The sequence below is a fragment of the Rhizobium sp. KDH_Rht_773_N genome (genome assembly GCF_052946295.1).
The window spans coordinates 1,191,875-1,212,584 of sequence record NZ_CM129525.1; the positions used below are offsets into that span (position 1 = coordinate 1,191,875).

Sequence of the window (20,710 nt, forward strand, 5' to 3'; positions counted from 1 at the left end):
GTGAACACCGTGGCCAAACCGCATAAGACGGCGAATAGCGACAGCAACAACGTGATGCCTCTCAGGGCTGGCGATCAACTTCCCGCGTCTGATCGGGCTCCAATCGGCGAATGCGATGAAGCCACCCTACGCCAGATCGGAAAGAAGGGCGCCGTCAGCTATAAGGAAGGAACGACGACGATCGAACATCCGACATGGATGAATGCGATCGGCACTGAATACGTCAACCTTTCTGAGTTCATCGCCGAGCAGATGATTTTGCTCTCAGCCCCAGGGAACAGCGTCAGTTCAAAAGAGCTGTCGTTTTTGACTGAGGCGGTCCAGGGCATAGCCCCGAAGGACCATGTTGAAATGATGCTGGCGACGCAGATGGCCGCCGTTCACATGCTCTCGATGACGATGGCCAGGGGCGTCCGGCAAGGCGGGTCACTAGAAAAAGTCGGGTTCTACGCCAAGCAGGCCAATCAGTTCATGCGCACGTTCGCCGCACAGGCCGAGGCGCTGAAGCGATATCGGACAGGCGGCAAACAGGTAGTGAAGGTCAAGCACGTCCACGTTCACGAGGGCGGTCAGGCCATCGTGGGCAATGTCACGAAAGGGGGCGGGGGTGAGTGAAAAGGCCGATGCAATAGCATGCACCCATTCGCGCGCCGATCGTCTGAACGCAGCGCCCCGCTGTCACGCCAAATCGAAGCGCTCCGGCTTTCAGTGCCAGGCGCCAGCCGTCCGCGGTAAGAAGGTTTGCCGGATGCATGGCGCACGTGCTGGCGCTCCCAAGGGCGAGAGGAACGGCAATTACCGCCATGGCGCCTACACCAACGAGGCGCGTGAAGTGCGTGCGCAGAACCAATTACTAATGGGCATTTCACGCGAGTTTCTGCTGTCCCTTTCGAAGGCAATGACTCCGATTGATAACGGCGAATAACGGCTTTCCGCGCCTGATATTACAGGCAGGAAACAGGATGCCGGTCACGTGTATTTACGGGGCAATTACGCGGCGCTCGATACCGGTTCTTAGCGGGGAATAGCGGCGGCGCTGCGGTGATAATACACTGTGGAAACAGAGCACCCCGAATCGATCCTGGCCCTTCAGAAAGGTTCACATGAGCGACGAACACACGAAGCGAATGCTCGGCTACCTCGAAGCCGCCATACATTCGCAGACCGCGATGCAGGTGCACATTCTTCGGCGCCTTGTGGCGAATGGCATATTCTCGCAGCAGGACGCCACGGAACTGCTCGACGATGCCCTTGCAGATCTGGAGAAGCTGCAGACTAAGGCCCATGCACACGAACACTGGATCTATGAATTGGCCAGGGGCCACATTGAGGCGGCCTTACCTTCCTTCAATGACCGAAGGCCGCCAGGGCTCTAATTTTCCCTTTCTGCCTTAATAGCTTGCTCCAGCCGCCGCGCTGCCAATACCGCGGATCTTGAATCAAGGTGCGCGCCGTCCGGGTCCCATCGTAGTTCGTTACCCCAATCGACGGTTAGCAATCGCTCCGAGAACTTCGGATCCGCTGCGGCCATCGCGCTTTGGCTTCGCTTTTCGTAGTTGGTTGAGGCCAACAAGGGATGCATTGGCATCAGCAGATAGTAAGCCTTGCCGCCACGGGATTCGAAGGAATCCGCTATTTCGCGCAGCTCACGGGCTGATAGGGCTATGGTGTCGGAGACAGGGCGCTTATCCAGTGAAACGGCCGCGGATGAAACAGTCTCTCCCGAGTCGAGTGGCGCAGGTCCCTGATCGAGAAGACGCAGCGCTGCCGTAGCCGCCCCCGCCTCTCGCTTGGTAAGCTTCGCGTCCAGTCCGAACGCCAAGGAAACGAATGAACGAACCGGACTATATGCGAAGCTGAGCGCTCTAAGGCCAAGCGGCGGGGAAAGAAGGCGCTCAGAGAAGCGTTCTAGCCCTGTATCGCGACCCCGGTCCAAAATGTTTATCTCGATAACCATTGTCTCTGCGGGCTTTGCCACAGCAATCTCGGCACTAGACACGGGGGATTGCCCAGGAAGCGCTATATTGACCGGCGTTTCACTGAAATAGAGCGGGGAAAGACGGTAAAGCAAAGACGTGCCGGCAAGCACCACTGGGGCAGGGTCGCTTCGTTCGAAATTCATAACGAGTTGCCGGTTGTCGTCCGATTGGTTGAGGGTCGGAACGTATTTCGGAAGATGCGGTATTACCAAGCTCCACACCACAAACAGCGCAAGGGCTGTTAGGCCAATCGACAATAGAAACGACTTTTCATTCGGCGTGCGCGCCATCGAGATCAAACGCTCGTCGTACTGGCGCCGGCGTAGCGCGAGGGCTTCAGAACTGGAAGTAGATGAAGGCATCTGTCGGACCTTTGTCGAAGATCGATAGCGTCAGCATCACGCCGTAGCAAACAGCCATGAGCAGATTGTCTTTCTCACTAATCCTTTTCGGAACAAGGTGAGCTAACAGAACCGGGATGGCATAGATTGCAACGGCAGCATATTGGTAAGCTTGGAAGGCCGATTGTGTTTGGCCATAAAGAATCGTCTTGATGTAGAGCAGAGCGTGGTCGAAGGTCTGCAGTTTGAAAAATAGCCACAGACAGGAAACCACCACGAAGATCCAGGCGCTGTAGCCAAGCTGCAGAGCTTTCAATGCCGCGCCATTCGAAGGCAGGAAGCGAATGACAGGGCTTGCCGCTCTCTCGATGCACAATGCGACTCCGTGGGCTGCTCCCCATATGAGGAATGATAAGTCGGCGCCATGCCATAGGCCGCCAAGTGCCATCGTGGCGAACAGATTGAAGTATGTCCGCATTGACCCGCGACGGTTTCCGCCTAGCGGAATGTAGAGGTATTCGCGCAGGAAGCTGGAAAGGCTGATATGCCATCTCCTCCAGAAGTCGGAGAAAGACCGCGCGACGTACGGCCGGTTAAAGTTAATGGGTAGTCGATACCCCAACAAGGCGGCTGATCCGATGGCGATAGCGGAGTATCCTGCGAAATCGGCGAATATCTGGTAGCTGTAGCAGAAGAGCAGCGCGACAAGATCGAATCTTCCAAGCCCTTGGAACGTCGCGGGTTGATTCATCCATACCGTGAACTGCGCCAGGTTGTCCGCGACAAAGCACTTAAAGAACAAGCCCCAAATGATCCATTTCGCGGCTTCTGAGAAAGGGACATCGCTAATCGACTTCTTGCCGATCTGCGGCATGAACTGATGAGCCTTGACGATTGGCCCTGCAACGATTTGCGGAAAGAAGACGAGATAGAGCAGCCCATTGCGCATGAAATGCCAATATCTCAGGCCGCCGCGCAGGTCGGCTTCGGTAAATTGGTGCCGGTAGGCATCACCGATCAGACTGATGCAATGGAACGTATAGAAAGAGATGCCGATCGGGAGCGGGGCATACAGGATGCTCTCAACCAAACCATTCGGGCCGGAGGCTGCGGCAACCTCTGGATCAATGACAAGGAATTTGTATTTGAAGAACGCGAGGACCGCGAGATTGGCGCTGATCCCGTAGAACATGAGTTTTCTTGGGTTTCCGCGGCGCCTGAGTATCAAATACGTTGCCGAGCTGGATCCGAACGAAACCGCCAGCAGTAGCGGAATCTCCAAAGGCTGCGCCCATCCGTAAAATACAAGGCTGGCGACTAAGAGAATAGCGAGCTGGTGGCGCGGCAAGAGGTAATAAAGCGCAAAAACCACACAGAAAAGCAGCGCGTACTCAGGCGATACGAAATTCATTACTGCCCCAGGGTTGAAAACGCTTCGATGGGTACATGATGACAACGCTCATCACAATCCAGCAAAGGAAGCCCAACCCCGGTGTTAACGGCTTATTCTAAGACAGATACGCGCGCGAGGGCCGACGTCATCATTCTCGGACAAATACGCGCGTGCGCGCGAGGGCTGCGAAGGAATTTGCCGATGGGCAAAGCTTTTGCTCAGCCGTGAGTGCGATTCCAGCAAGAGTTCTGGGTGAGTGCCGTTTCCGGTCTGCCGATTGTCTCTTTTGGGAATGGCGACTGGAATTCCCTAATCAGCCGCTGTTCAGTCTCTTTGCTCATTTTGAAAGCGGAATCTTCCTGCCGCCCTACAATGTCCTTCGGCTTGCGCAGTTGATCAGACATGGTCCACCTGTTGGTTGAGCGAGCTTGGATAATAGTGCTTCCTCTTTATCCAGCGGAAGTTCTCATATTTCGTTACCGTCGCTATGTCGATATCCCCGGAAACATACTCCGGCACAGCCCTAAACCGAAATACCTTCTTCGTCATATCGGCAAGAAAGTCGGCAAGGTCAATGGCATCTTGGATCGGCATCGCGGGAGACACCAACGGCAAAAAAAGCTGCGGCGCTACGTCCTGATAAAGCGCAGGATGCGTGTCTGCTGTTATACCATGATTTGCCAGCACTTGCTCAAGTTTCCATCCGTATCCGCGCACCAGCCTAAAAATCGGATCAGGTTGACCACCGCAGTAGATATCAACATCCGATGTCGTTCCCATGCACACGGGGTCTTGAACTTTTCCTTGAAAAACAGCTAGCTTCCATAGTTCAGGGTACATCTCGCCGGATGAGTAGCCGCCGAGCCAAAGTTCAAAACCGCCGGTAAAGCCGTCAGGAACTTTCGAAAACTCTTCCTCAAGGAAGAATTTCTGCGCGAGGTTCACAACGCCTTCTATAGTGTAATCGTTTCCAAGAGGCGCGGTTCCATCACGGCCGATCATATGCCGAAATTGCTTCGCGAGCATCGCAATGGACGCTTGCCCGAAACTGCCCAGGCCGTTTGTCATCGCCATAATGGGATATTGTCGATGCAGCTGGAAAAGCTTGTTGCCGTGACGGTATACTTGCTGGACTGGATCGCCGTTTGCGTCGAGTTGTCCCGGAAGACCTAGTGAAGTCGCGCTGTCGGCCGCGAAAACCATAACTTCGTTGACTTTAACGCAAACGCATATCGTCACCGTAGCCCCCTCTCAGCCGTGCCTACAACCATGGGGCGTGATTCTCGTTTCAATGTCAACGACTAGTCTTCGGTCATCGCTTGGCTGTCTGATCAACGTCAGATCCACACAGAATACGAACTTCGATCCCGTCGATAATGACATCATTGCCGCGGGCGTAAAGGTCGGCGAAGCGGAAACCTGGCAGTGTCGTCAGAACGTCAACGCCCTCTTCAGGAGTAATCTCCTGCGGGTCGCCATTCCTATCCAGATACGCGCAAACGTCGTCCGGAAACTTCATCTGCACCATTGGGCGCAGTGCAAGGGGTGGCGTAAGGTCAAGCATGGTATGAATTGGATATCGCCGCTTCCATTCCTCCAGCGCCGCTTCTATGGCGTCTCGTTGCCCCTCGATGTCAATCAGGATGTCGAGATCCACAGTATCCCCACTCGCATAATGGTGCCGCGCTACCCCGCCAATGACGAGGAAACGCACCTGATGCAGAATGAGGTTTTCCAGAAACTCTTTCTGGTAGTCGTTTAGCAATTGCGCCTCTGATATGTTCAAGCAAATAGGGGGTAAGGATGCACCGCGCGGATTGGCTGTTCCGGATTACATTTGTGCTCGCGTTGATCCATGCCAGCAATGCCATGGGTGGCTACATCAACAATTTTGCAGACTGGCAGAAGATAGATGTTTATGGGCGTATCCGATATACACAGGGCCAGTTTGACGAAATGACGGGTTTCTTTTCGTCTGATGACCAGCCCTGGATGAACGCTCAACGCGTCGGAATAAGCTCTTGCGCCCATAAGCTTTCCATAACGGCGGACATGCTGTCCGATGCAGTCACGAAACATTATCAGAATAATCTCGGGGATTGGTCTCTACCGCCGATCGTTGTTTTGCACACCTTAACGCAGCGAATATGCCTGTCGTATATAAACGAGGAGCGGGCCAAATTAGGTCTAGGCCCGTGGCCTGTGCACTCCGGCGCCATCGTCGGCGCAGATCCGAAGTGAGGGTCTTCCTGCAATTGCGGCCCGAAGTTATTCACAACATGCGCGGTAATGACACGCCCCGTTGTGGAAGTTAGCGTTCCCGAAAGCGTTCCCTCAGATCGGGCTGGAACAGTGCCGCCTCCCTCCGTAGCAAGCAGCACTGCCAAATAACCGCAGGGAGATAATATGGCCAAGGTGGAACGCACTTCGATCGAGCACGACACTTCGATGTCCGATCACCTCCAGGTTGCCAGTGGTTTTGCAACCATGATGGACGCAAGTCTTGAAGCCGCGAGCTATGCGAGCGGCTTGGTGAGTGGGACCCAGAACGTCAATCGTACCGCCGGCGAACTTCGGCAATTGGTATCCAGTTATTTCGCCGGTCATGAATATCTCAACCGGTTGCCTGCTGGGTCAATTACCCACGAGAACGAAAACGCTCTTGTGGAGCAGCATATAGAAGTGCACGTCCGAAAGCTGATGTCATGGGCCGCTCCCGCAGACGATGCAGCGTCGGCTCTTGCGGCTCTCCGCCTAGTAGATCACGACATGGACGCCTTCGCCGGAAACCCATTGGCTAGAGCAATGTTCACTGCTGCCAAGGCATTTTACGAGCAACAGGAGAACGCGTCTAATATACCCCAAAGCTCGCCTGATATCCCGCTAAGTGCTCTTATTGCGACTCATCAGAAGGCACATTCCGAGTTCTTGGCGGCCATCGATGATAGGGAGATAGCAGAGCAACAGTTTCAGAAAGCCTTCGAGGGCAAACTCTACAAAGGCCCGTTTTCAACCTCCTATGAGATGACGTACGGAATGGATTGGGTGCAGGAGCAAGTTTCGACAGAGGTCTCGTGGCACCGACAACAATGCAAGGTTCTTGAGCAGATAGATCCCCGAGCGCATTACGTAGCTCTGGACGCCTTGAATTGCGCGGAGAAGAACCATTTGGCTGCAATTGCAGACGCCTTCGCCGAAGAGAAGGCGAAGATGGACCTTGCTGAGGCCCGCTACGATCAGCTCGGTGACGCGGAGATTGAAGCTCTCTTGGCAATCATCGAAAGACCATGCTTGACGATGGAAGACGTGCGCATGAAAGGCGAATATCTCTCATCTAGTCACCTTCGCGGCGCGTTCGCTGACAGCTACTATGTCCAAGCCCTTATCGAGTCTATGAAGGCGACCGCGCTCGCGGCGTAGCAACTTTGCCTTCTGACCCCGCCGAGGCCAATGTCTTCGGCGAGGCGCGGCCCTGTAAGCATGACTAATTCGTCCATGCCAACACGCGGTCTTCACGGCTTGGTGTTGATGGGAATTTGTCCTTGCCGTTCGTCGCGAGTGAGTTGGCGCAATTCCTTCAAGGCCGCCTCTCTTCGTCGGTCTAAATATTCGGCCAGATCCTGGAGGTGAATCCCTTTGTGGGACTTCTGCGATGTCTCGGCCCGCAAGACCGGAATCGCTATTTCCCCGGCCGCAACTTTCCTGATGAGGAATTTTTCAGGCGTCAGATGACTGAAGTAGTCTCGGCAAACATCCTCGATCGGGATTACCGCTTTGCCACCGTACTGGGCAAATAGCAGGAAGCTAGTCGAGAATTGCGAAACGGTCACTCTATCCCTGCCATTGCTGAGCATCCATGATGCGCCGCGCCTCCCGATCGACAGCCGACCAGAACGCCCCGACCTGCTCGTCGATCTGGATATCCGGAAGGCCCAATTTCTTAAAACCGGATTCCATGGCTTCGGTTACCTGCCGCTGATAGTGGTCGGCGCTGCGTTCGGTTGGCTTTTCCAGCCATTTCATAGCCGTTTCCCTGATTTTGCGCACGCGCTTCACCATCGGAAAAGGGATTACCTCACACTCGGGCGGTTGCCAGGAGAACAAGGGTAGACTTGTGTAACGCTCGTCGCTCATCCTGTGCACTCCTCACCCATAGTATATATAGCACTTCGGGAATCCGAAATTGGCTGCACGCTTGAAATAATTGGGATTTCACCCATCGCTCATTCCTTCGAACCGCGACGAATTTCGGAAACCCGAAGCGGGCGAATTTCGGATTCCCGAAGCGAGCTTTTTTTCTTCCTGCCGATTTTGGCACGCTGTTCGGAACGTTGCTTACGCACGACTTCACCCCATAGCCGCGCTTCGGCCATCGTGAATCTCTTCCAGTCGTTTGTTGCGGCCAGCCCGTCATAAGTGCCGTCGATCGTCAGGGTGTAAACGGTCGGGTGCGCCGTCCCGTTGCCGGCTCGGCCCTTCTTCGATTTCAATAGCCCCTTATACTGCAGTTCCTCAACAGCATCAGCGACGTATTCGCCCGTGACACCGTAGGCCTGAAATTGTTCGTGGGTAACGAGAAGCTGGCCGTTTTTCAGCCTTCCATGTCCGACGTGCTCAATCAGCAGACGATCAAGCGCCTTACGAGCGTTCACTGACAGGGTTCGATATGCCGGCGACTCCAGCAGTGCACGAGAGATTGCAATCCATCCGCCCTGGTCTTTCGGCGGTTGGGTATTCTTACGCACCATATCGTACGCCTTGCCGCCAGAGGTGCGGCTTTTGTCTCTTGGATTGAATATCGCCATCAATCACCTTTCTGACGCGAAAGGCGGACGCCTGGATTGCCGTGGTTCAGAAACTCGATGTTTCGAGCCTCCAGCGCCCTTTGAACGGCCTGCACGTTGGTTGCCCTCCCCGCTATTGGCTCCGGACCGGAAGCTTCCATGCTGCGAATGGTGTTCACATGCACATTGGCTGCGGTTGCGAGTTCAGTCTGCTCGATGCCAGCGAGCGCCCGGGCTGCCTTCAACTGATTTCCTGTAGTCAGCATTTTCTATGTCTCCAATATGGGAAAGTGTTTACCACACACAGAAATGCGTTGACAACGCCTGTTGTTATATTAGTGTGTGATACACAGATTAACGTTAACGAGACACAGACATGATGCCGAACACTGCGATTCCGGCCACCGCCGAAGGTATGCCTAAATTCAACCGCGCCGCCATTATGTCGCTGGCCTGGAAGCTCTACCGCCGGGATTGGGCCAACTGTCGCCCCGCCAACGCCGAGGCACGCCGCAAGGCATTCTCCCGCTGCCTTAAGTCCGCATGGATGACAGCCAAATATGAGGCCGCCGAGACGTTGAAGACCGTTCAGCAGCGCGCCGCCGATCGTGTTCAGGAACTGACGCTTGAACTGATGCGGGTGGATGCTCGCGGCTGGCGTCAATCCACCCTCGCGGACCGTCGCAACCTTCAGGCCGAAATCACCGCCGCCAGTATCGCAGCGGCATAAACCGGCCACCCACCACCAACGAGGAGAAGTGAAATTGATGACGGCAATGAAAACGAACCAGATGCAGGCGCCGGAAGACCGGCTTCTTGCGCTCATCGAAGACCACCGCGCCGGCATGCGCGCGTTCGCCACAATGCCTGATTCCGTTGCCGGCAAGGAAGAGGACGCCGCTTACGACCGACTGGTTGGCCGGCATAGCGAGGCTTTGAAGAATTGGACCGGCGCGGCCACCACGACACAGGGCGCCATCGAGGCGCTGAAATTCATGATTGAGGAAGACATGTTCAACGACATGGCGGGCAAGCCGTTGGCGCGTGCTGTCATTGCTTTTCTGGAGGGTCGCTAGTCCGCAACGAACGAAGCATGCGGATCGGGAAGAGCTGGAACTCCCCCGATCCAAACCACCCCGCAATTCCCCTCGTAAAGGAAAAACAAAGATGGAACCCAAGTCTATTACTCCAACCGCCGTTATTGGCAACAGCGACGTATCGCGCCGAGCACTCTTGCTCGGTCTCGCCGCCGCTTCGACCGTCGCAGCGGTCGCAGTAGCGCCGGAAGCGCGCGGTGGCGAAACCACAGTCACTACGACAGCCCTCATAGAAAATCCGGAATTGGTCACAGCGTACGACAAGTTTCAAGCTGCCTGCGTCGAGCTCAAAGCCGCCGTGAACGATATGGAATGGCTTGCCGATGAATACCGCCATCGCTGGCCGCTCGCGCCCGAGGAGCTTCTATTGAACGCCAACGCACAGGATAACCGTTTCAGCACCGTCGCAGCTGAGCGCGATATTGTCGGCCGGTTCCTGCTCAGGGATACGAGCGTCCTCACGAAAAGGCTTCCCCGCAAGTTCAGGGAGATTGAGCCGAAAACATGCTTCACCCTGCTCACCACTGAAAAGGCACACGAACTGCTTGAGCGCTGGAGACAGCATGTCCCGACTGGACGCACCGAAAAATCACTTGATCGCAACCGGGCTTTCCGAGAGGCGGCAATAAGGGATTGCGAACGCGACCTTGCACTTGCTGTTCAATATGAGGCGGAAACATCCCGCCTGCGGAAAGAGGCAGGCGCCGACGCAGCTATAAAGCGCGTCAAGGATGCTGACAAAAGGGTCTCTGCAGCGGCTGCGGAAATTTCGTTCTTGCCCGCTCTCACCTTGGAGGGTCTGTGGATGAGGGCGAGCGCTGCCAACGTTGGCGCATATGAACTCATAAGGCTTGTTTCAGAAGACAGCACACCGCTCGGCCAGCTTGCCCGCCTCGTGACATCCGTTCTTCAATTCACCAAGGAGCAGGCATAATGCAGGCCCTTATCCATACCGCTGCCGCGCCCCTCGTGGGGCCGGCTTCGCTTGTCCGTCTGGTCGAGCTGCGCCGTTCAGCGGTTGAAGCCCTGATAGAGGAGCTTATAGCGCTGCTCGATGCGATCGACGGCGACCCTGACCTTGAAGACAACGCCGATTATGAGCCCTCGCTTGGCAGCACAGCCAAATGCATCGGGAGCGAATGCGTTGAAGATCTGGAATTCGACGATTGCGACGATGAGGACGGCGGTGACGAGGAGCCGACGATGGGTTGGTCAAACCCAGAAGGCTTGCGCAGCCATGTTCCTGACGAGGCGGCTATGATTCATGATTTCGATTTCGATTTCGAGGAGGGCGCACTTGGCTTCGACGGATCCGGAAGCCGGATGGCACGGGCTCTCCTCCGCACATTGGTCGCTGCTTAAAGGCTGGCGATCTGTTCAGCCAGTCTAGGCAGGCGAAGATTGAAGGCGGCCGATTGGTCGCCTTTATTCGTTTGTGTGCCGGCGCCTTCGCCGAGTTGGCGAACCTTGGGGCCGAACCTTTGCCGCAACGAGCTGTCGCCTTCCGAGCGCGCGGTTCAGACGGCGCGGCGAAAGGCAATATACGAAGAGCTGCATGGCCCCAGCAAGGCGGCAGGAGCGCGAGCAGCCAACACCGTTATGGGCAGGGGAGACGCAAACGAAAACTTTTCGCCTGCGCGACCAAGTGCGCGCGCGAGGGGAACATGAGCAAACCTGAGATCCAAGGGTGTTTTTCGAATACTCCGCTGAAAACAGCGAAGGAACAGCGCGCACCCTGGGTACGGCGGCGCGCCCATCACGAACTCGTGAACTCACTCCTACCGAAAGCAGAAAGGTGGCCTGAAAGGTGGATTAGATCCATAGCCAAAACGCTATTTTATAGTGATTACAAATGGTTACTGGAAAACAATGGTGCCCAGGACCGGAATCGAACCAGTGACACGCGGATTTTCAATCCGCTGCTCTACCAACTGAGCTACCTGGGCTAACCATGCTTCCTGACGATCATCCCGTTCCGGAATCTCGGGGCCTTGGTGCGCCCCGGAAGCGAGCGGGGTTATAGCATCTTGTTCGCCCATGGCAAGCATCAAATGATAGTTTTTTGACGGTCCTCCGGATTTTGGCGATTTGCGAGGAAAAATAAGGGCTTCGCGGTGGAAAACCTAGTTTTCCTCATCCGGATAGTCCGCCTTCGTCTCGTCGTCGGCCACGGGAATGGCGTAGGAACCCGACAGCCAGCGCGACAGGTCCACCTCGCGGCAGCGGTTGGAGCAGAAGGGATAGTGTTCGCGGTTCGACGGTTTGCCGCATTCCGGGCAGGGACGCGTCTTGCGCAGCGGCTCGACCTTGCCGCCGGTCTTCGTTTCGTCAGACATGGTTTCCTCCGAAGGCATCGGTCCGAAAATCGGAACGGTTTTCGGAAAACCTGATGCGTAGATTCAAAACGGCAGAGCATGCCTCCTGCGCCCGAACGGACATTCGGCGCTCCGGCGGGAGATCAGCCCTCGGGCCAACGGCTGTGGACATCGAAGCCCTCGCCGGTCAGAAGCAGGATGGTTTCATAAAGCGGCAGACCTACGACATTGGTGTAGGACCCCACCATTTTCTGCACGAAGGTGCCGGCAAGCCCCTGGATGCCGTAGGCACCCGCCTTGCCGCGCCACTGGCCGGACGCGATGTAATTTTCGATCTCGAAGCTCGACAGCCGCTTGAAGCGCACCTTGGTCTCGACGATCTTCTGGCGCACCTTGCGGTCGGGCGTGATCAGGCAGATGCCGGTATAGACCACATGGTTGCGGCCGGAGAGCAGGTGCAGGGAATTGGATGCCTCGTCGGCAAATTCGGCCTTGCCGAGAATGCGGCGGCCGACGGCGACCACCGTATCGGCGGACAGGATATAGCTGCCCTTCCAGGTGATGTCGCCCTTGATGGCGGCAAGTGCGGCTTCGGCCTTTTCGCCCGACAGACGGCGGGCGAGCGAGCGCGGGTGTTCCGACTTCTTCGGCGCCTCGTCGATATCCATCGGCATCAGCCGCGACGGCTCGATGCCGGCCTGATTGAGCAAGTCGACGCGGCGGGGCGAGCCCGAGGCCAGAATGAGCTTGTATTTCAGCGCCATGGAACCTCGACCATCGGCAGGCGGGAGCGGAAGCTCATGCGAGCTTCGCACACCAGGCTTACTTGAAGCGGTAGGTGATGCGGCCCTTCGTCAGGTCGTAGGGCGTCATTTCGACCAGAACCTTGTCGCCGGCGAGAACGCGGATGCGATTCTTGCGCATGCGGCCGGCGGTGTGGGCAATGATCTCATGTTCGTTTTCGAGCTTCACGCGGAATGTCGCATTCGGCAGAAGTTCGGTCACGATACCCGGGAATTCGAGGACTTCTTCTTTCGGCATATAAGGGTTTTCTTCCTGTGTGTTGGGTAAAAAGGCGCAGGGCGCCTGAAAATTTGCGCGGAAACTACACAATCAACGGGGATTTGTGAACCTCGTAGATCGGGCTTTCCGATTTTTGTTTCACGCCGATTGCGCGGCAATGCCATTTCGCTTGAGTAGCCGGCTTTCTATGAGGCCGGCCAGGTGATCGCGAACTTCGCGATAGCTGTCCAATATCTGCTCGCGCGTTCCGGTCGCCACCGTCGGGTCCATGGTCGGCCAGTAGACGACCTCGACAGCGCTGGAGCGGGTCAGTTCGAGCGCCGCATGATGGGCCTGCGGCGAGAGCGTGATGATGAGGTCGAAATAGTCGTCCTCCAGCTCTTCCAGCGTCTGCGGCTGGCGGCGGCCGAGCGAAAGGCCGATTTCCTCCAGCACGACATCGACGAAGGGATCGCGTTCGCCGGCGCGAACGCCGGCCGACTTTATATAGGTATTGGCGGGCAGAATGCTACGGGCGATCGCCTCGGCCATCGGCGAACGGATGACGTTCAGCCCGCACATGAAGAGGATGGCGCCCGGCCGCTTTCCATCTTCCGTTTCGACGTGCGGCTCCATCGCCGTCATCCGCGCCAGTAGAGAACGCAGACCAGCGTGAAGAGACGCCGGGCCGTGTCGAAATCGACGTCGATCTTGCCGGAAAGCCGGTCCTTCAGGGTCTGCGATCCCTCGTTGTGAATGCCGCGCCGTCCCATGTCGATCGCCTCGATGCGGCTCGGCGAGGCGGAACGGATCGCCTCGTAATAGCTTTCGCAGATCATGAAATAGTCTTTCACGATCCGCCGGAAGGGCGTCAGCGACAGGATATGGGTTGCGACATCCTCGCCTTTTTCCGTGCTGATCGCGAAGACCAGCTTGGAATCGACGAGCGAGATGTTCAGCCGGTAAGGTCCGCCGGCATGGCCTGACGGCGCAAACGAATTCTCCTCGATCAGATCGAAGATCGCGACCGCGCGCTCGTGTTCGACATCGGGTGTCGAACGGCCGATCGTATCGTCAAGGACAACGTCGCAGAGCCGAAAGTCGTCCTTCGCCATTCCCTCACCTTTCGAGGTTCAGGCGGATCGCGACCGATCGCGCATGGGCGTCGAGACCTTCGGAAACGGCAAGCGCGATTGCCGCCGGGCCGAGATCGCGCAGCTGCTGGGGACCGAGCCGCAGGATCGAGGTGCGCTTGACGAAATCGAGGACCGAAAGGCCGGAAGAGAAGCGGGCAGACCGCGCCGTCGGCAGCACATGGTTGGAGCCGCCGACATAATCGCCGATCACTTCCGGCGTATGGGCGCCGATGAAGATCGCGCCGGCATTGCGGATCTTCTCCACGAAGGCGTCGGGATTGGCGACGGCAAGTTCCAGGTGCTCGGCCGCGATGCGGTTTGCGAGCGGAACGGCATCCTTCAGGTCCGAGACGAGGATGATAGCGCCGAAATCGCGCCAGCTGGCGGCTGCGGTCTGCACGCGGTTCAGCGTCTTCAACTGCCGCTCGACGGCGGCTTCGACCGCCTTGCCGAATTCCTCGTTATCGGTAATCAGGATCGCCTGGGCGCTTTCGTCATGCTCGGCCTGTGCGAGCAGATCGGCGGCAACCCAATCGGGATTGTTGTCCTTGTCGGCAATGACGAGCACCTCGGAGGGGCCGGCGATCATGTCGATGCCGACCGTGCCGAAGACCTGGCGCTTGGCGGCGGCGACATAGGCATTGCCCGGACCGGTGATCTTGGCGACCGGCGCGATCGTTTCCGTGCCATAGGCAAGGGCGGCAATCGCCTGCGCGCCGCCGACGCGGTAGATTTCATCGACGCCGGCAAGTTTTGCGGCCGCCAGAACGGCCGGATTGACCGAGCCGCCGGTTGCCGGCACGGCGATGACGATGCGCTCGACGCCGGCGACCTTCGCCGGCACGGCGTTCATCAGGACCGAGCTCGGATAGCTTGCCGTACCGCCGGGCACATAGAGGCCGACGGCTTCGATCGCCGTCCAGCGTGAGCCGAGGCCGACGCCCATGGCGTCTTCGTAGATATCGTCCTTCGGCATCTGGCGGCTGTGATGGGCTTCGATACGAACCGCCGCGACCTTCAGGGCGCCGAGCACTTCCGACGGCACGACCTCGACGGCGTTTTCGATCTCCTCCTCGCTCACGCGCATCGGCACGGTGGCGTAGTCGATACCGTCGAACTTCTTCGAATATTCGGCGAGAGCGACGTCGCCACGGGCGCGCACGTCATCGATGATGGCGCGCACCACGGCGTTGACGTCTTCGGAGACCTCGCGCTTGGTGGTCAGGAAGGCGGCGAAACGCTGCTCGAAACCATCGGATGCCTGATTGAGCCAGATTGCCAAGGCCGGAATTCCTTCTCTACTCGAACTGTTGCGCTCAGGTGCCGGGATGGCGCGGCTTCGAGCCGGTTTCCCAGGCGCCGCCGATATCGGCAAGCTGGACTTCGATGCATTCGACATCGAGGACGATCGAGGCCGTGCCCGACAGCGAGAGTTCGAGCGTGCCTTCCGGACCCTCGCCCTTCTGCTCGAAACGCAGCGCCAGCAGCGACAGCACGTCGTCGCGCCGCGCGCGGTCGATGCCGATCGAGCGGACGGAGAGGACACGCTTGAAGACGAGGGCGGCGCGGTGCCGCTCGAAACCCTTGCGCTTGCGGGCCGCCTCCTCCCAGACGAAACGGTTGGCGGCGAGCGCAAACTGCTTGTCGCGCGGCGACCAGTCGATATCGGCCACCTTGAAGACGCTGTCCTGCGTATGCGCGGAAATGACCGCAAGGTCCTCACTATCGAGCGCAACAAGCTTCAGGTCTGCCATCCGGCCTCTATCCCATGTCCTTCGGCCGCGACTGCGGCGATCTGTCAGACAAGGGAAATAAGATGCTCAGGGCAAATACGCAACCGGGATAAAGGGCGTATGGACGCCCTTTATCACTCGCTGACGCGCTCGACGATGGCGCCGCAGCGGGTCAGCTTTTCTTCCAGCCGCTCGAAGCCGCGATCGAGGTGATAGACGCGGGAAACCGTGGTTTCGCCCTCGGCGGCAAGGCCGGCGATGACGAGGGAAACGGAGGCGCGCAGATCGGTCGCCATGACAGGGGCGCCCTTCAGCCGCTGGACACCCTCGATCCTGGCCGTCTGGCCCGACAGCGAGATCTTCGCGCCGAGGCGGGCAAGCTCCTGCACATGCATGAAGCGGTTCTCGAAGATGGTTTCGGTGACATGCGAGATGCCGGACGAGCGCGTCATCAACGCCATGAACTGCGCCTGCAGGTCGGTCGGGAAGCCGGGGAAGGGATCGGTGACGATATCGACCGGGCTGATGCCGGCCCCGTTGCGCTTGATGCGCATGCCGTTGTTGGTCGGCGAAATCTCCGCGCCGGCGCGACGCAGCGTTTCCAGCGCCGTTTCCAGGAGGGCCACGTCGGTATTTTCGAGCACGACGTCGCCGCCGGCCATGGCGACGGCCATGGCGTAGGTGCCGGTTTCGATGCGGTCCGGCAGGACGCGGTGACGCGCGCCGGAGAGCGAGGTGACGCCTTCGACCGTGATGGTCGAGGTGCCGGCGCCGGAAACCTTGGCGCCCATGGCGTTGAGGCAGTTGGCGAGATCGACGACTTCAGGCTCGCGGGCGGCATTGCCGATGACGGTCGTGCCGCGGGCAAGCGTGGCCGCCATCATCATGACATGCGTCGCGCCGACCGATACCTTCGGGAACGTATAGTGCGTGCCGATAAGGCCGCCATCGGGCGCCTTGGCGTTGATATAGCCGCCATCGATTTCCATGGTCGCACCGAGCGCGGTCAGGCCTTCGATGAAGAGATCGACAGGACGCGTGCCGATGGCGCAGCCGCCCGGCAGCGATACGCGGCAATGGCCTTCGCGCGCCAGAAGCGGGCCGATGACCCAGAAGGAGGCGCGCATCTTCGAGACCAGTTCGTAAGGCGCGGTCGTATCGACGATGGTGCGGCAGGTGAAATGGATCGTGCGGGCGTAGGAATCTTCCTGGCGCTCGCGGCGGCCGTTGACGGCGACGTCGACCCCGTGATTGCCGAGGATGCGCATCAGCAATTCGACATCGGCAAGATGGGGCACGTTTTCCAGCGTCAGCGTATCGCTCGTCAGAAGCGAGGCGATCATCAGCGGCAGCGCGGCATTCTTGGCGCCGGAAATCGGAATGATGCCGTTGAGCTCATTACCGCCGACAATTCTGATACGATCCATGTGCACTTACGGGCGAGGCCCGCCTTTCCTGAAAAGTTTTGCCTGTGGGCAAGGCAAGAAGTGGGGCTCTTTAGAGCAAATCCCCCGACGCTTCAATTCGCCGCGGAGCGAACATTACGATTCGTCCATTTTTGCGGCGGGCTTTTTTGCCGCCGGCAGGCCATCCGTCTCGTCGGCCTGGCCGGACCGGCGGGCGCGCACCTGCTGTTTGCGTCGTGAAAGATTTTCTCTCAGCTTTTCGGCCGCCCGCTCGCGGCGCAGCGCCGCCTGGGCCTCCATGGCCGCTTTCCGGCTCTGCCGGGCCTTTTCAGTCTCTTCGTTCATGCCCCAGAAGTAACCGAATTTGCGCCGTTCCAAAAGTGGTCCGGACGTTATTCCCAGAGAAGTTGGAATTTGCGGCTTGCGCTCCTGCCGAAGCTGTGGCAATAGGCGCCCCGTTCACGCGAATTGAGCGCTTGCGCCTCACGCGTCTGGTCCTGCTGCCGTAGCTCAGTGGTAGAGCACACCCTTGGTAAGGGTGAGGTCGGTGGTTCAATCCCACTCGGCAGCACCAGCTTTCTCTAAAAAAATCAAGAACATAACGAGGGCCTCCCGCCCTCGCCGCTCGCGCAACTCTGCTTGAAAAAGCAGAACAAAGCGCGAATTGCACGGAAAATGCGTGCAAAATCCGTGCAGCGTGTTCCCTTGTCGTTCCAATCGGCTCAAAATGGGAAACGCGATGAATCGCGACATGATCTACCTGCTAGACACCAATTCACGACTGGAAGCCTTCGCGGCTCCCTTTTCTCGAGGAAGAGGCATCAGGAAATGGATACGATCATTCAAAACGCTGCAGGCGCCACCCCAACCCGTCCCCGTCTGCGCCGCTGTGAAGTACCTGAATATCTATCCGAGAAATTCGGAATCGATATCAAGGCCTCAACGCTGGCAACATATGCGACGGTCGGCGGCGGTCCAATCATGCAATACAATGGACGCATCCCATTGTATAACAGGTCCGATCTGGATGATTGGGCGAATTCCCGTCTCTCGAAGAGAGTTCTGTCAACGTCAGAGCCCCGCTAACATGATGATAACTCAAGATTTCCCGGCTGCCACCTCGTCTCGCCCGCGCCTTCGTCGTAAGGACGTTCCCTCCTACCTAGCCTCGGCTCACGGGATTGATGTCGCGGTGTCGACGCTTGCAAAATGGGCTACGGTCGGTGGTGGGCCGTCCATGCAATACAGTGGTCGCATCCCACTCTACAACATTGCAGACTTGGACGATTGGGCGAACTCCAGGCTTTCGAAGCGGGTTTCGTCTACGTCTGAGGCTCGCAAACTCTACGGTATTATTCCCCCGTTATCATGAAGCCGGCACTCAAACGAAAACCGAAACCTGTAACCATCGAACGCTTGGAACGCGCTTTAGACCGCTTGGCTGAATTCATCGTCTTGAAGGGTGCCGAAGGGTGGAAATGGGTACCTATTTACAAAATGCTCGACGCAGAACTTATTCGGCTCAAGACGCTGAAAGATGACATGAGTGCAATACGCAAGCGCGCTCGACAGTCAAAGGACAGGGGAAAACTTACCGGTGCTACATGACCTTCAAGACCCGGTTGGACAAGCCGATCACTGCAAAGCGCATCGAACGCGCAATGAATCGATTGGCTGAAATTATGGTCAAACTTGGCCCCGAGGGCGAAAATTGCTTGCCAATATACGAGCGACTCGAGCGAGAACTGACAGGCTATCGAGCGCGTGAGCAGAAGATGATGGAGGTCAGCGAGCGCGCTAAACAATCGAAGGCATCGCGAGCGGCCAAAGGGGGACCGCTTATGGGCGATTCATATCCGGAGTCCGCTAGAAGACAAATTGAGGAGTGGATCCAATTCCACGGCGCGGAGATCGAGGCAATCGAAGCCGGCCGCCTTAAACACCAGACTAAAACCGGCGATGAGCCGTGGCGTGATACAACCGAACAAATTTTGAATCACCTTAAACGCTCGAAAGAGATGCACGAACGGCATCGGCAGCTATTGGACAAATCCGAGTGAGCAAGCGGGTGGCTATGCCAAAAGTTCTAGTGTCGATATGTGTGGGCCTCTCTGTCGCCCACAGCGCATCGGCTGACAGCAGATCTCTTTCGATGATCTGTGATAATTTTCGCCAGGAGTATCACGTCGCGGCGTGCTACAGCCGATAGACCTCGGCGTTGTCCTGCTTTTCCCTCAGTCCCTTGTAGCTGGCATGGCGCAGCTTTCCATCATGCGTCCAGGCGCGATATTCGATTTCGGCAATCAATGTCGGCTCGAGCCAAACGACGTCTTTCCGGCTACCGTCATATGCCACGGTCGGACGCTTCGTTTTCAACTTGTCCATCATTTCACGCAGCTGCCAGGCCTCGCGCTCTTTGAAGCCGGTGCCGACCGAACCGACATAGGTTAGCGTGCTGCCCCGATACGCGGCAAGCAGCAAGGCGCCGATATGACCTCGGGCGACCATTGACGGCTCGTAGCCGACAATCATGAAGCTGTCGCTCTGGACGCATTTGATTTTCAGCCAATCGCCGAGCCGGCCAGACCGATAGGTGCTGTCCTTGTCCTTCGCAATGATGCCCTCGAGCCCATGCTCACATGCGAGCGCCAGCAGTTGCTCGCCATCCGCGTCGATCTCCTCGGATAACCGGATTGAGCCGTCTTTCGTTGTGATCAGATCCTCGAGCAGATGCCGGCGCGACGACAGCTCAAGCCGTGTCAGGTCATGGCCGTCGAAATAGAGCAGATCGAAGGCCATAAAAATTGCTTCGTTCGAGGTGCGCTCCCCTCCCCGGCCGCCGAGCGATTGCTGCAGCATGCCGAAATCAGAGCGGCCTTGCTCATCCAAAACGATCGCCTCACCGTCCAGGATGGCTGTGGCAACGGCGAGCTCGCGAGCGCCGGCGACGATTGTCGGAAAGCGATCTGTCCAGTCATGACCGCCGCGGGTGATGATGCGCACGCCCTTCGGCTCGATATGCACGGCCAGGCGATAACCATCCCATTTTATTTCGTAGGCCCACTGCTCGCCTTTGGGCGGCTTGGATTTCAGCAGCGCCAGGCACGGCTCTATGCGCGCGGGCATGGGATCGAACGGCAGATTTGGCTGTGTGGGGTCCCGCGGCCTGCGTGGCCGAGAGCGAAGGGGCTTCTCTGTTTGAAGAAGCGGTTTTGACTTCGGCAGCTTTGTCATGCAACCACTGCATCAGCAATTGCTTAAGATCCTCTTCACCGATGGCGTTAGCCCAATGAGCGATGTCTTCCCGCCCGACATTCCGAGAAACGATCCGGACAGGTTCATGCGATGCCAGGAGGCAATGCACATTGGCTTTGCCGCTTTCGTCGATCGCGCCATTTTAGCCGGCTGGCAAGCCGATGAAGTGTTGGCTGCCATAATCGATCTTGCCGACAATCATGCTCTGATGCTGGCAGCAAACGGCGAAGTCGACGATGTTTTGGCGATGTTGAACCGGCGTCCTTGAC

General features: G+C 57.6%; 30 protein-coding genes and 2 tRNA genes. 12 read left to right on the plus strand and 20 right to left on the minus strand.

What is annotated here, in order from left to right; genetic code table 11:
• Window positions 1-9: 9 nt before the first annotated feature.
• The 3 genes from ACU8HS_RS06090 to ACU8HS_RS06100 all read left to right on the plus strand — a co-directional run bounded on the left by ACU8HS_RS06090 (window position 10) and on the right by ACU8HS_RS06100 (window position 1,376).
• Window positions 10-615 carry a hypothetical protein gene (locus tag ACU8HS_RS06090; protein WP_447015574.1) on the plus strand — a complete coding sequence of 202 codons (606 nt, stop codon included), beginning with the start codon at window positions 10-12 and terminating at the stop codon, window positions 613-615.
• On the plus strand, window positions 608-925 hold the full coding sequence (locus ACU8HS_RS06095) for an HGGxSTG domain-containing protein (protein WP_447015575.1): 318 nt from the start codon (window positions 608-610) through the stop codon (window positions 923-925). Before ACU8HS_RS06090 ends, ACU8HS_RS06095 begins: the two co-directional genes overlap by 8 nt.
• Before the next feature lie 178 nt (window positions 926-1,103).
• Window positions 1,104-1,376 carry a hypothetical protein gene (locus tag ACU8HS_RS06100; RefSeq protein ID WP_447015576.1) on the plus strand — a complete coding sequence of 91 codons (273 nt, stop codon included), beginning with the start codon at window positions 1,104-1,106 and terminating at the stop codon, window positions 1,374-1,376.
• Here ACU8HS_RS06100 and ACU8HS_RS06105 read toward each other — a convergent pair.
• The 4 genes from ACU8HS_RS06105 to ACU8HS_RS06120 form a co-directional block, all read right to left on the minus strand.
• Window positions 1,373-2,269 carry a hypothetical protein gene (locus ACU8HS_RS06105; protein WP_447015577.1) on the minus strand — a complete coding sequence of 299 codons (897 nt, stop codon included), beginning with the start codon at window positions 2,267-2,269 and terminating at the stop codon, window positions 1,373-1,375. The two genes, ACU8HS_RS06100 and ACU8HS_RS06105, sit on opposite strands and share 4 nt — an antisense overlap.
• A gap of 46 nt (window positions 2,270-2,315) precedes the next feature.
• Entirely contained in the window at window positions 2,316-3,731 is a 1,416-nt protein-coding gene (locus ACU8HS_RS06110; protein ID WP_447015578.1) for an MBOAT family O-acyltransferase, read from the minus strand.
• A 378-nt stretch (window positions 3,732-4,109) separates the two neighbouring features.
• The gene (locus tag ACU8HS_RS06115; RefSeq protein ID WP_447015579.1) at window positions 4,110-4,952 is read right to left on the minus strand and encodes a hypothetical protein; all 843 of its coding nucleotides are present in this window, start codon (window positions 4,950-4,952) and stop codon (window positions 4,110-4,112) included.
• Between the two features lie 73 nt (window positions 4,953-5,025).
• Entirely contained in the window at window positions 5,026-5,478 is a 453-nt protein-coding gene (locus ACU8HS_RS06120) for a hypothetical protein (RefSeq protein ID WP_447015580.1), read from the minus strand.
• 38 nt (window positions 5,479-5,516) lie between these two features.
• Here ACU8HS_RS06120 and ACU8HS_RS06125 point away from each other — a divergent pair, with 38 nt between their 5' ends.
• Window positions 5,517-5,954 carry a hypothetical protein gene (locus ACU8HS_RS06125; protein WP_447015940.1) on the plus strand — a complete coding sequence of 146 codons (438 nt, stop codon included), beginning with the start codon at window positions 5,517-5,519 and terminating at the stop codon, window positions 5,952-5,954.
• Between the two features lie 165 nt (window positions 5,955-6,119).
• Complete coding sequence (locus ACU8HS_RS06130) at window positions 6,120-7,133, plus strand: hypothetical protein (RefSeq protein ID WP_447015581.1); 1,014 nt, start codon at window positions 6,120-6,122, stop codon at window positions 7,131-7,133.
• Window positions 7,134-7,225: 92 nt separating this feature from the next.
• Here the strand turns inward: ACU8HS_RS06130 and ACU8HS_RS06135 are convergent, their stop codons facing one another.
• The 4 genes from ACU8HS_RS06135 to ACU8HS_RS06150 form a co-directional block, all read right to left on the minus strand.
• Window positions 7,226-7,567 (minus strand): pyocin activator PrtN family protein, encoded by a 342-nt coding sequence (locus ACU8HS_RS06135; protein WP_447015582.1) that lies wholly within the window; start codon window positions 7,565-7,567, stop codon window positions 7,226-7,228.
• Window positions 7,545-7,847 carry a DUF6074 family protein gene (locus ACU8HS_RS06140; protein ID WP_447015583.1) on the minus strand — a complete coding sequence of 101 codons (303 nt, stop codon included), beginning with the start codon at window positions 7,845-7,847 and terminating at the stop codon, window positions 7,545-7,547. Before ACU8HS_RS06140 ends, ACU8HS_RS06135 begins: the two co-directional genes overlap by 23 nt.
• Before the next feature lie 89 nt (window positions 7,848-7,936).
• Window positions 7,937-8,518 (minus strand): hypothetical protein, encoded by a 582-nt coding sequence (locus ACU8HS_RS06145; protein WP_447015584.1) that lies wholly within the window; start codon window positions 8,516-8,518, stop codon window positions 7,937-7,939.
• The gene (locus tag ACU8HS_RS06150; RefSeq protein ID WP_447015585.1) at window positions 8,518-8,763 is read right to left on the minus strand and encodes a hypothetical protein; all 246 of its coding nucleotides are present in this window, start codon (window positions 8,761-8,763) and stop codon (window positions 8,518-8,520) included. Before ACU8HS_RS06150 ends, ACU8HS_RS06145 begins: the two co-directional genes overlap by 1 nt.
• Before the next feature lie 110 nt (window positions 8,764-8,873).
• On the opposite strand from ACU8HS_RS06150, the gene ACU8HS_RS06155 reads away from it, so the two are divergent.
• The 4 genes from ACU8HS_RS06155 (at window position 8,874) to ACU8HS_RS06170 (ending at window position 10,956) form a co-directional block, all read left to right on the plus strand.
• Window positions 8,874-9,227, plus strand: coding sequence for a hypothetical protein (locus ACU8HS_RS06155; protein WP_447015586.1), 354 nt, complete (start codon window positions 8,874-8,876; stop codon window positions 9,225-9,227).
• A gap of 61 nt (window positions 9,228-9,288) precedes the next feature.
• Window positions 9,289-9,573 carry a hypothetical protein gene (locus tag ACU8HS_RS06160; protein ID WP_447015587.1) on the plus strand — a complete coding sequence of 95 codons (285 nt, stop codon included), beginning with the start codon at window positions 9,289-9,291 and terminating at the stop codon, window positions 9,571-9,573.
• A 91-nt stretch (window positions 9,574-9,664) separates the two neighbouring features.
• Window positions 9,665-10,528, plus strand: coding sequence for a hypothetical protein (locus tag ACU8HS_RS06165; protein ID WP_447015588.1), 864 nt, complete (start codon window positions 9,665-9,667; stop codon window positions 10,526-10,528).
• Entirely contained in the window at window positions 10,528-10,956 is a 429-nt protein-coding gene (locus ACU8HS_RS06170; RefSeq protein WP_447015589.1) for a hypothetical protein, read from the plus strand. Before ACU8HS_RS06165 ends, ACU8HS_RS06170 begins: the two co-directional genes overlap by 1 nt.
• Window positions 10,957-11,464: 508 nt before the next feature.
• On the opposite strand, the gene ACU8HS_RS06175 is transcribed toward ACU8HS_RS06170, so the two are convergent.
• The 10 genes from ACU8HS_RS06175 to ACU8HS_RS06220 form a co-directional block, all read right to left on the minus strand.
• Window positions 11,465-11,540, minus strand: a tRNA-Phe gene (locus ACU8HS_RS06175).
• A gap of 177 nt (window positions 11,541-11,717) precedes the next feature.
• Window positions 11,718-11,930 (minus strand): DNA gyrase inhibitor YacG, encoded by a 213-nt coding sequence (gene yacG, locus ACU8HS_RS06180; RefSeq protein ID WP_112566945.1) that lies wholly within the window; start codon window positions 11,928-11,930, stop codon window positions 11,718-11,720.
• Between the two features lie 122 nt (window positions 11,931-12,052).
• A complete protein-coding gene (locus ACU8HS_RS06185) occupies window positions 12,053-12,673 on the minus strand; it encodes a Maf-like protein (RefSeq protein ID WP_007821131.1) in 621 nt (206 codons plus the stop codon).
• A gap of 58 nt (window positions 12,674-12,731) precedes the next feature.
• Window positions 12,732-12,950: a translation initiation factor IF-1 gene (gene infA, locus ACU8HS_RS06190; RefSeq protein ID WP_003545338.1), complete on the minus strand. Its 219-nt coding sequence runs from the start codon at window positions 12,948-12,950 to the stop codon at window positions 12,732-12,734.
• Between the two features lie 120 nt (window positions 12,951-13,070).
• A complete protein-coding gene (locus ACU8HS_RS06195; RefSeq protein ID WP_377313429.1) occupies window positions 13,071-13,556 on the minus strand; it encodes an arsenate-mycothiol transferase ArsC in 486 nt (161 codons plus the stop codon).
• Entirely contained in the window at window positions 13,553-14,026 is a 474-nt protein-coding gene (locus ACU8HS_RS06200; protein WP_112566950.1) for a UPF0262 family protein, read from the minus strand. Before ACU8HS_RS06200 ends, ACU8HS_RS06195 begins: the two co-directional genes overlap by 4 nt.
• A 4-nt stretch (window positions 14,027-14,030) precedes the next feature.
• Window positions 14,031-15,329 (minus strand): histidinol dehydrogenase, encoded by a 1,299-nt coding sequence (gene hisD / locus ACU8HS_RS06205; RefSeq protein WP_447015590.1) that lies wholly within the window; start codon window positions 15,327-15,329, stop codon window positions 14,031-14,033.
• Between the two features lie 34 nt (window positions 15,330-15,363).
• Window positions 15,364-15,801, minus strand: a complete 438-nt coding sequence (locus ACU8HS_RS06210; protein ID WP_113413070.1) for a DUF2948 family protein — start codon at window positions 15,799-15,801, stop codon at window positions 15,364-15,366.
• A gap of 113 nt (window positions 15,802-15,914) precedes the next feature.
• Window positions 15,915-17,207, minus strand: a complete 1,293-nt coding sequence (murA, locus tag ACU8HS_RS06215; RefSeq protein WP_112566959.1) for a UDP-N-acetylglucosamine 1-carboxyvinyltransferase — start codon at window positions 17,205-17,207, stop codon at window positions 15,915-15,917.
• A 114-nt stretch (window positions 17,208-17,321) separates the two neighbouring features.
• Window positions 17,322-17,531, minus strand: coding sequence for a hypothetical protein (locus tag ACU8HS_RS06220; RefSeq protein WP_112567205.1), 210 nt, complete (start codon window positions 17,529-17,531; stop codon window positions 17,322-17,324).
• Between the two features lie 154 nt (window positions 17,532-17,685).
• Between ACU8HS_RS06220 and ACU8HS_RS06225 the strand changes: the two genes are divergently transcribed.
• Window positions 17,686-17,760: transfer RNA gene (locus tag ACU8HS_RS06225), tRNA-Thr, on the plus strand.
• Here the strand turns inward: ACU8HS_RS06225 and ACU8HS_RS06230 are convergent.
• Window positions 17,739-17,939 carry a hypothetical protein gene (locus ACU8HS_RS06230; protein WP_447015591.1) on the minus strand — a complete coding sequence of 67 codons (201 nt, stop codon included), beginning with the start codon at window positions 17,937-17,939 and terminating at the stop codon, window positions 17,739-17,741. The two genes, ACU8HS_RS06225 and ACU8HS_RS06230, sit on opposite strands and share 22 nt — an antisense overlap.
• An 851-nt stretch (window positions 17,940-18,790) precedes the next feature.
• Between ACU8HS_RS06230 and ACU8HS_RS06235 the strand changes: the two genes are divergently transcribed.
• Window positions 18,791-19,246, plus strand: a complete 456-nt coding sequence (locus ACU8HS_RS06235; RefSeq protein WP_447015592.1) for a hypothetical protein — start codon at window positions 18,791-18,793, stop codon at window positions 19,244-19,246.
• A 136-nt stretch (window positions 19,247-19,382) separates the two neighbouring features.
• On the opposite strand, the gene ligD is transcribed toward ACU8HS_RS06235, so the two are convergent.
• Window positions 19,383-20,420: a non-homologous end-joining DNA ligase gene (gene ligD / locus ACU8HS_RS06240; RefSeq protein ID WP_447015593.1), complete on the minus strand. Its 1,038-nt coding sequence runs from the start codon at window positions 20,418-20,420 to the stop codon at window positions 19,383-19,385.
• On the opposite strand from ligD, the gene ACU8HS_RS06245 reads away from it, so the two are divergent.
• Window positions 20,419-20,709 carry a hypothetical protein gene (locus tag ACU8HS_RS06245; protein ID WP_447015594.1) on the plus strand — a complete coding sequence of 97 codons (291 nt, stop codon included), beginning with the start codon at window positions 20,419-20,421 and terminating at the stop codon, window positions 20,707-20,709. The genes ligD and ACU8HS_RS06245 overlap by 2 nt on opposite strands.
• Window position 20,710 lies beyond the last annotated feature (1 nt).

What these genes read in the sequence shown, in the direction of transcription:
- ACU8HS_RS06100 (WP_447015576.1), top strand. Translation starts at nt 1,104, where the DNA reads ATGAGCGACGAACACACGAAGCGAATGCTCGGCTACCTCGAAGCCGCC.
- ACU8HS_RS06105 (WP_447015577.1), bottom strand. Translation starts at nt 2,269, where the DNA reads ATGGCGCGCACGCCGAATGAAAAGTCGTTTCTATTGTCGATTGGCCTA.
- ACU8HS_RS06110 (WP_447015578.1), bottom strand. Translation starts at nt 3,731, where the DNA reads ATGAATTTCGTATCGCCTGAGTACGCGCTGCTTTTCTGTGTGGTTTTT.
- ACU8HS_RS06125 (WP_447015940.1), top strand. Translation starts at nt 5,517, where the DNA reads ATGCACCGCGCGGATTGGCTGTTCCGGATTACATTTGTGCTCGCGTTG.
- ACU8HS_RS06130 (WP_447015581.1), top strand. Translation starts at nt 6,120, where the DNA reads ATGGCCAAGGTGGAACGCACTTCGATCGAGCACGACACTTCGATGTCC.
- ACU8HS_RS06135 (WP_447015582.1), bottom strand. Translation starts at nt 7,567, where the DNA reads ATGCTCAGCAATGGCAGGGATAGAGTGACCGTTTCGCAATTCTCGACT.
- ACU8HS_RS06140 (WP_447015583.1), bottom strand. Translation starts at nt 7,847, where the DNA reads ATGAGCGACGAGCGTTACACAAGTCTACCCTTGTTCTCCTGGCAACCG.
- ACU8HS_RS06145 (WP_447015584.1), bottom strand. Translation starts at nt 8,518, where the DNA reads ATGGCGATATTCAATCCAAGAGACAAAAGCCGCACCTCTGGCGGCAAG.
- ACU8HS_RS06150 (WP_447015585.1), bottom strand. Translation starts at nt 8,763, where the DNA reads ATGCTGACTACAGGAAATCAGTTGAAGGCAGCCCGGGCGCTCGCTGGC.
- ACU8HS_RS06155 (WP_447015586.1), top strand. Translation starts at nt 8,874, where the DNA reads ATGATGCCGAACACTGCGATTCCGGCCACCGCCGAAGGTATGCCTAAA.
- ACU8HS_RS06160 (WP_447015587.1), top strand. Translation starts at nt 9,289, where the DNA reads ATGCAGGCGCCGGAAGACCGGCTTCTTGCGCTCATCGAAGACCACCGC.
- ACU8HS_RS06165 (WP_447015588.1), top strand. Translation starts at nt 9,665, where the DNA reads ATGGAACCCAAGTCTATTACTCCAACCGCCGTTATTGGCAACAGCGAC.
- ACU8HS_RS06170 (WP_447015589.1), top strand. Translation starts at nt 10,528, where the DNA reads ATGCAGGCCCTTATCCATACCGCTGCCGCGCCCCTCGTGGGGCCGGCT.
- yacG (WP_112566945.1), bottom strand. Translation starts at nt 11,930, where the DNA reads ATGTCTGACGAAACGAAGACCGGCGGCAAGGTCGAGCCGCTGCGCAAG.
- ACU8HS_RS06185 (WP_007821131.1), bottom strand. Translation starts at nt 12,673, where the DNA reads ATGGCGCTGAAATACAAGCTCATTCTGGCCTCGGGCTCGCCCCGCCGC.
- infA (WP_003545338.1), bottom strand. Translation starts at nt 12,950, where the DNA reads ATGCCGAAAGAAGAAGTCCTCGAATTCCCGGGTATCGTGACCGAACTT.
- ACU8HS_RS06195 (WP_377313429.1), bottom strand. Translation starts at nt 13,556, where the DNA reads ATGACGGCGATGGAGCCGCACGTCGAAACGGAAGATGGAAAGCGGCCG.
- ACU8HS_RS06200 (WP_112566950.1), bottom strand. Translation starts at nt 14,026, where the DNA reads ATGGCGAAGGACGACTTTCGGCTCTGCGACGTTGTCCTTGACGATACG.
- ACU8HS_RS06210 (WP_113413070.1), bottom strand. Translation starts at nt 15,801, where the DNA reads ATGGCAGACCTGAAGCTTGTTGCGCTCGATAGTGAGGACCTTGCGGTC.
- murA (WP_112566959.1), bottom strand. Translation starts at nt 17,207, where the DNA reads ATGGATCGTATCAGAATTGTCGGCGGTAATGAGCTCAACGGCATCATT.
- ACU8HS_RS06220 (WP_112567205.1), bottom strand. Translation starts at nt 17,531, where the DNA reads ATGAACGAAGAGACTGAAAAGGCCCGGCAGAGCCGGAAAGCGGCCATG.
- ACU8HS_RS06230 (WP_447015591.1), bottom strand. Translation starts at nt 17,939, where the DNA reads ATGTCGCGATTCATCGCGTTTCCCATTTTGAGCCGATTGGAACGACAA.
- ACU8HS_RS06235 (WP_447015592.1), top strand. Translation starts at nt 18,791, where the DNA reads ATGACCTTCAAGACCCGGTTGGACAAGCCGATCACTGCAAAGCGCATC.
- ACU8HS_RS06245 (WP_447015594.1), top strand. Translation starts at nt 20,419, where the DNA reads ATGCAACCACTGCATCAGCAATTGCTTAAGATCCTCTTCACCGATGGC.
- ligD (WP_447015593.1), bottom strand. Translation starts at nt 20,420, where the DNA reads ATGACAAAGCTGCCGAAGTCAAAACCGCTTCTTCAAACAGAGAAGCCC.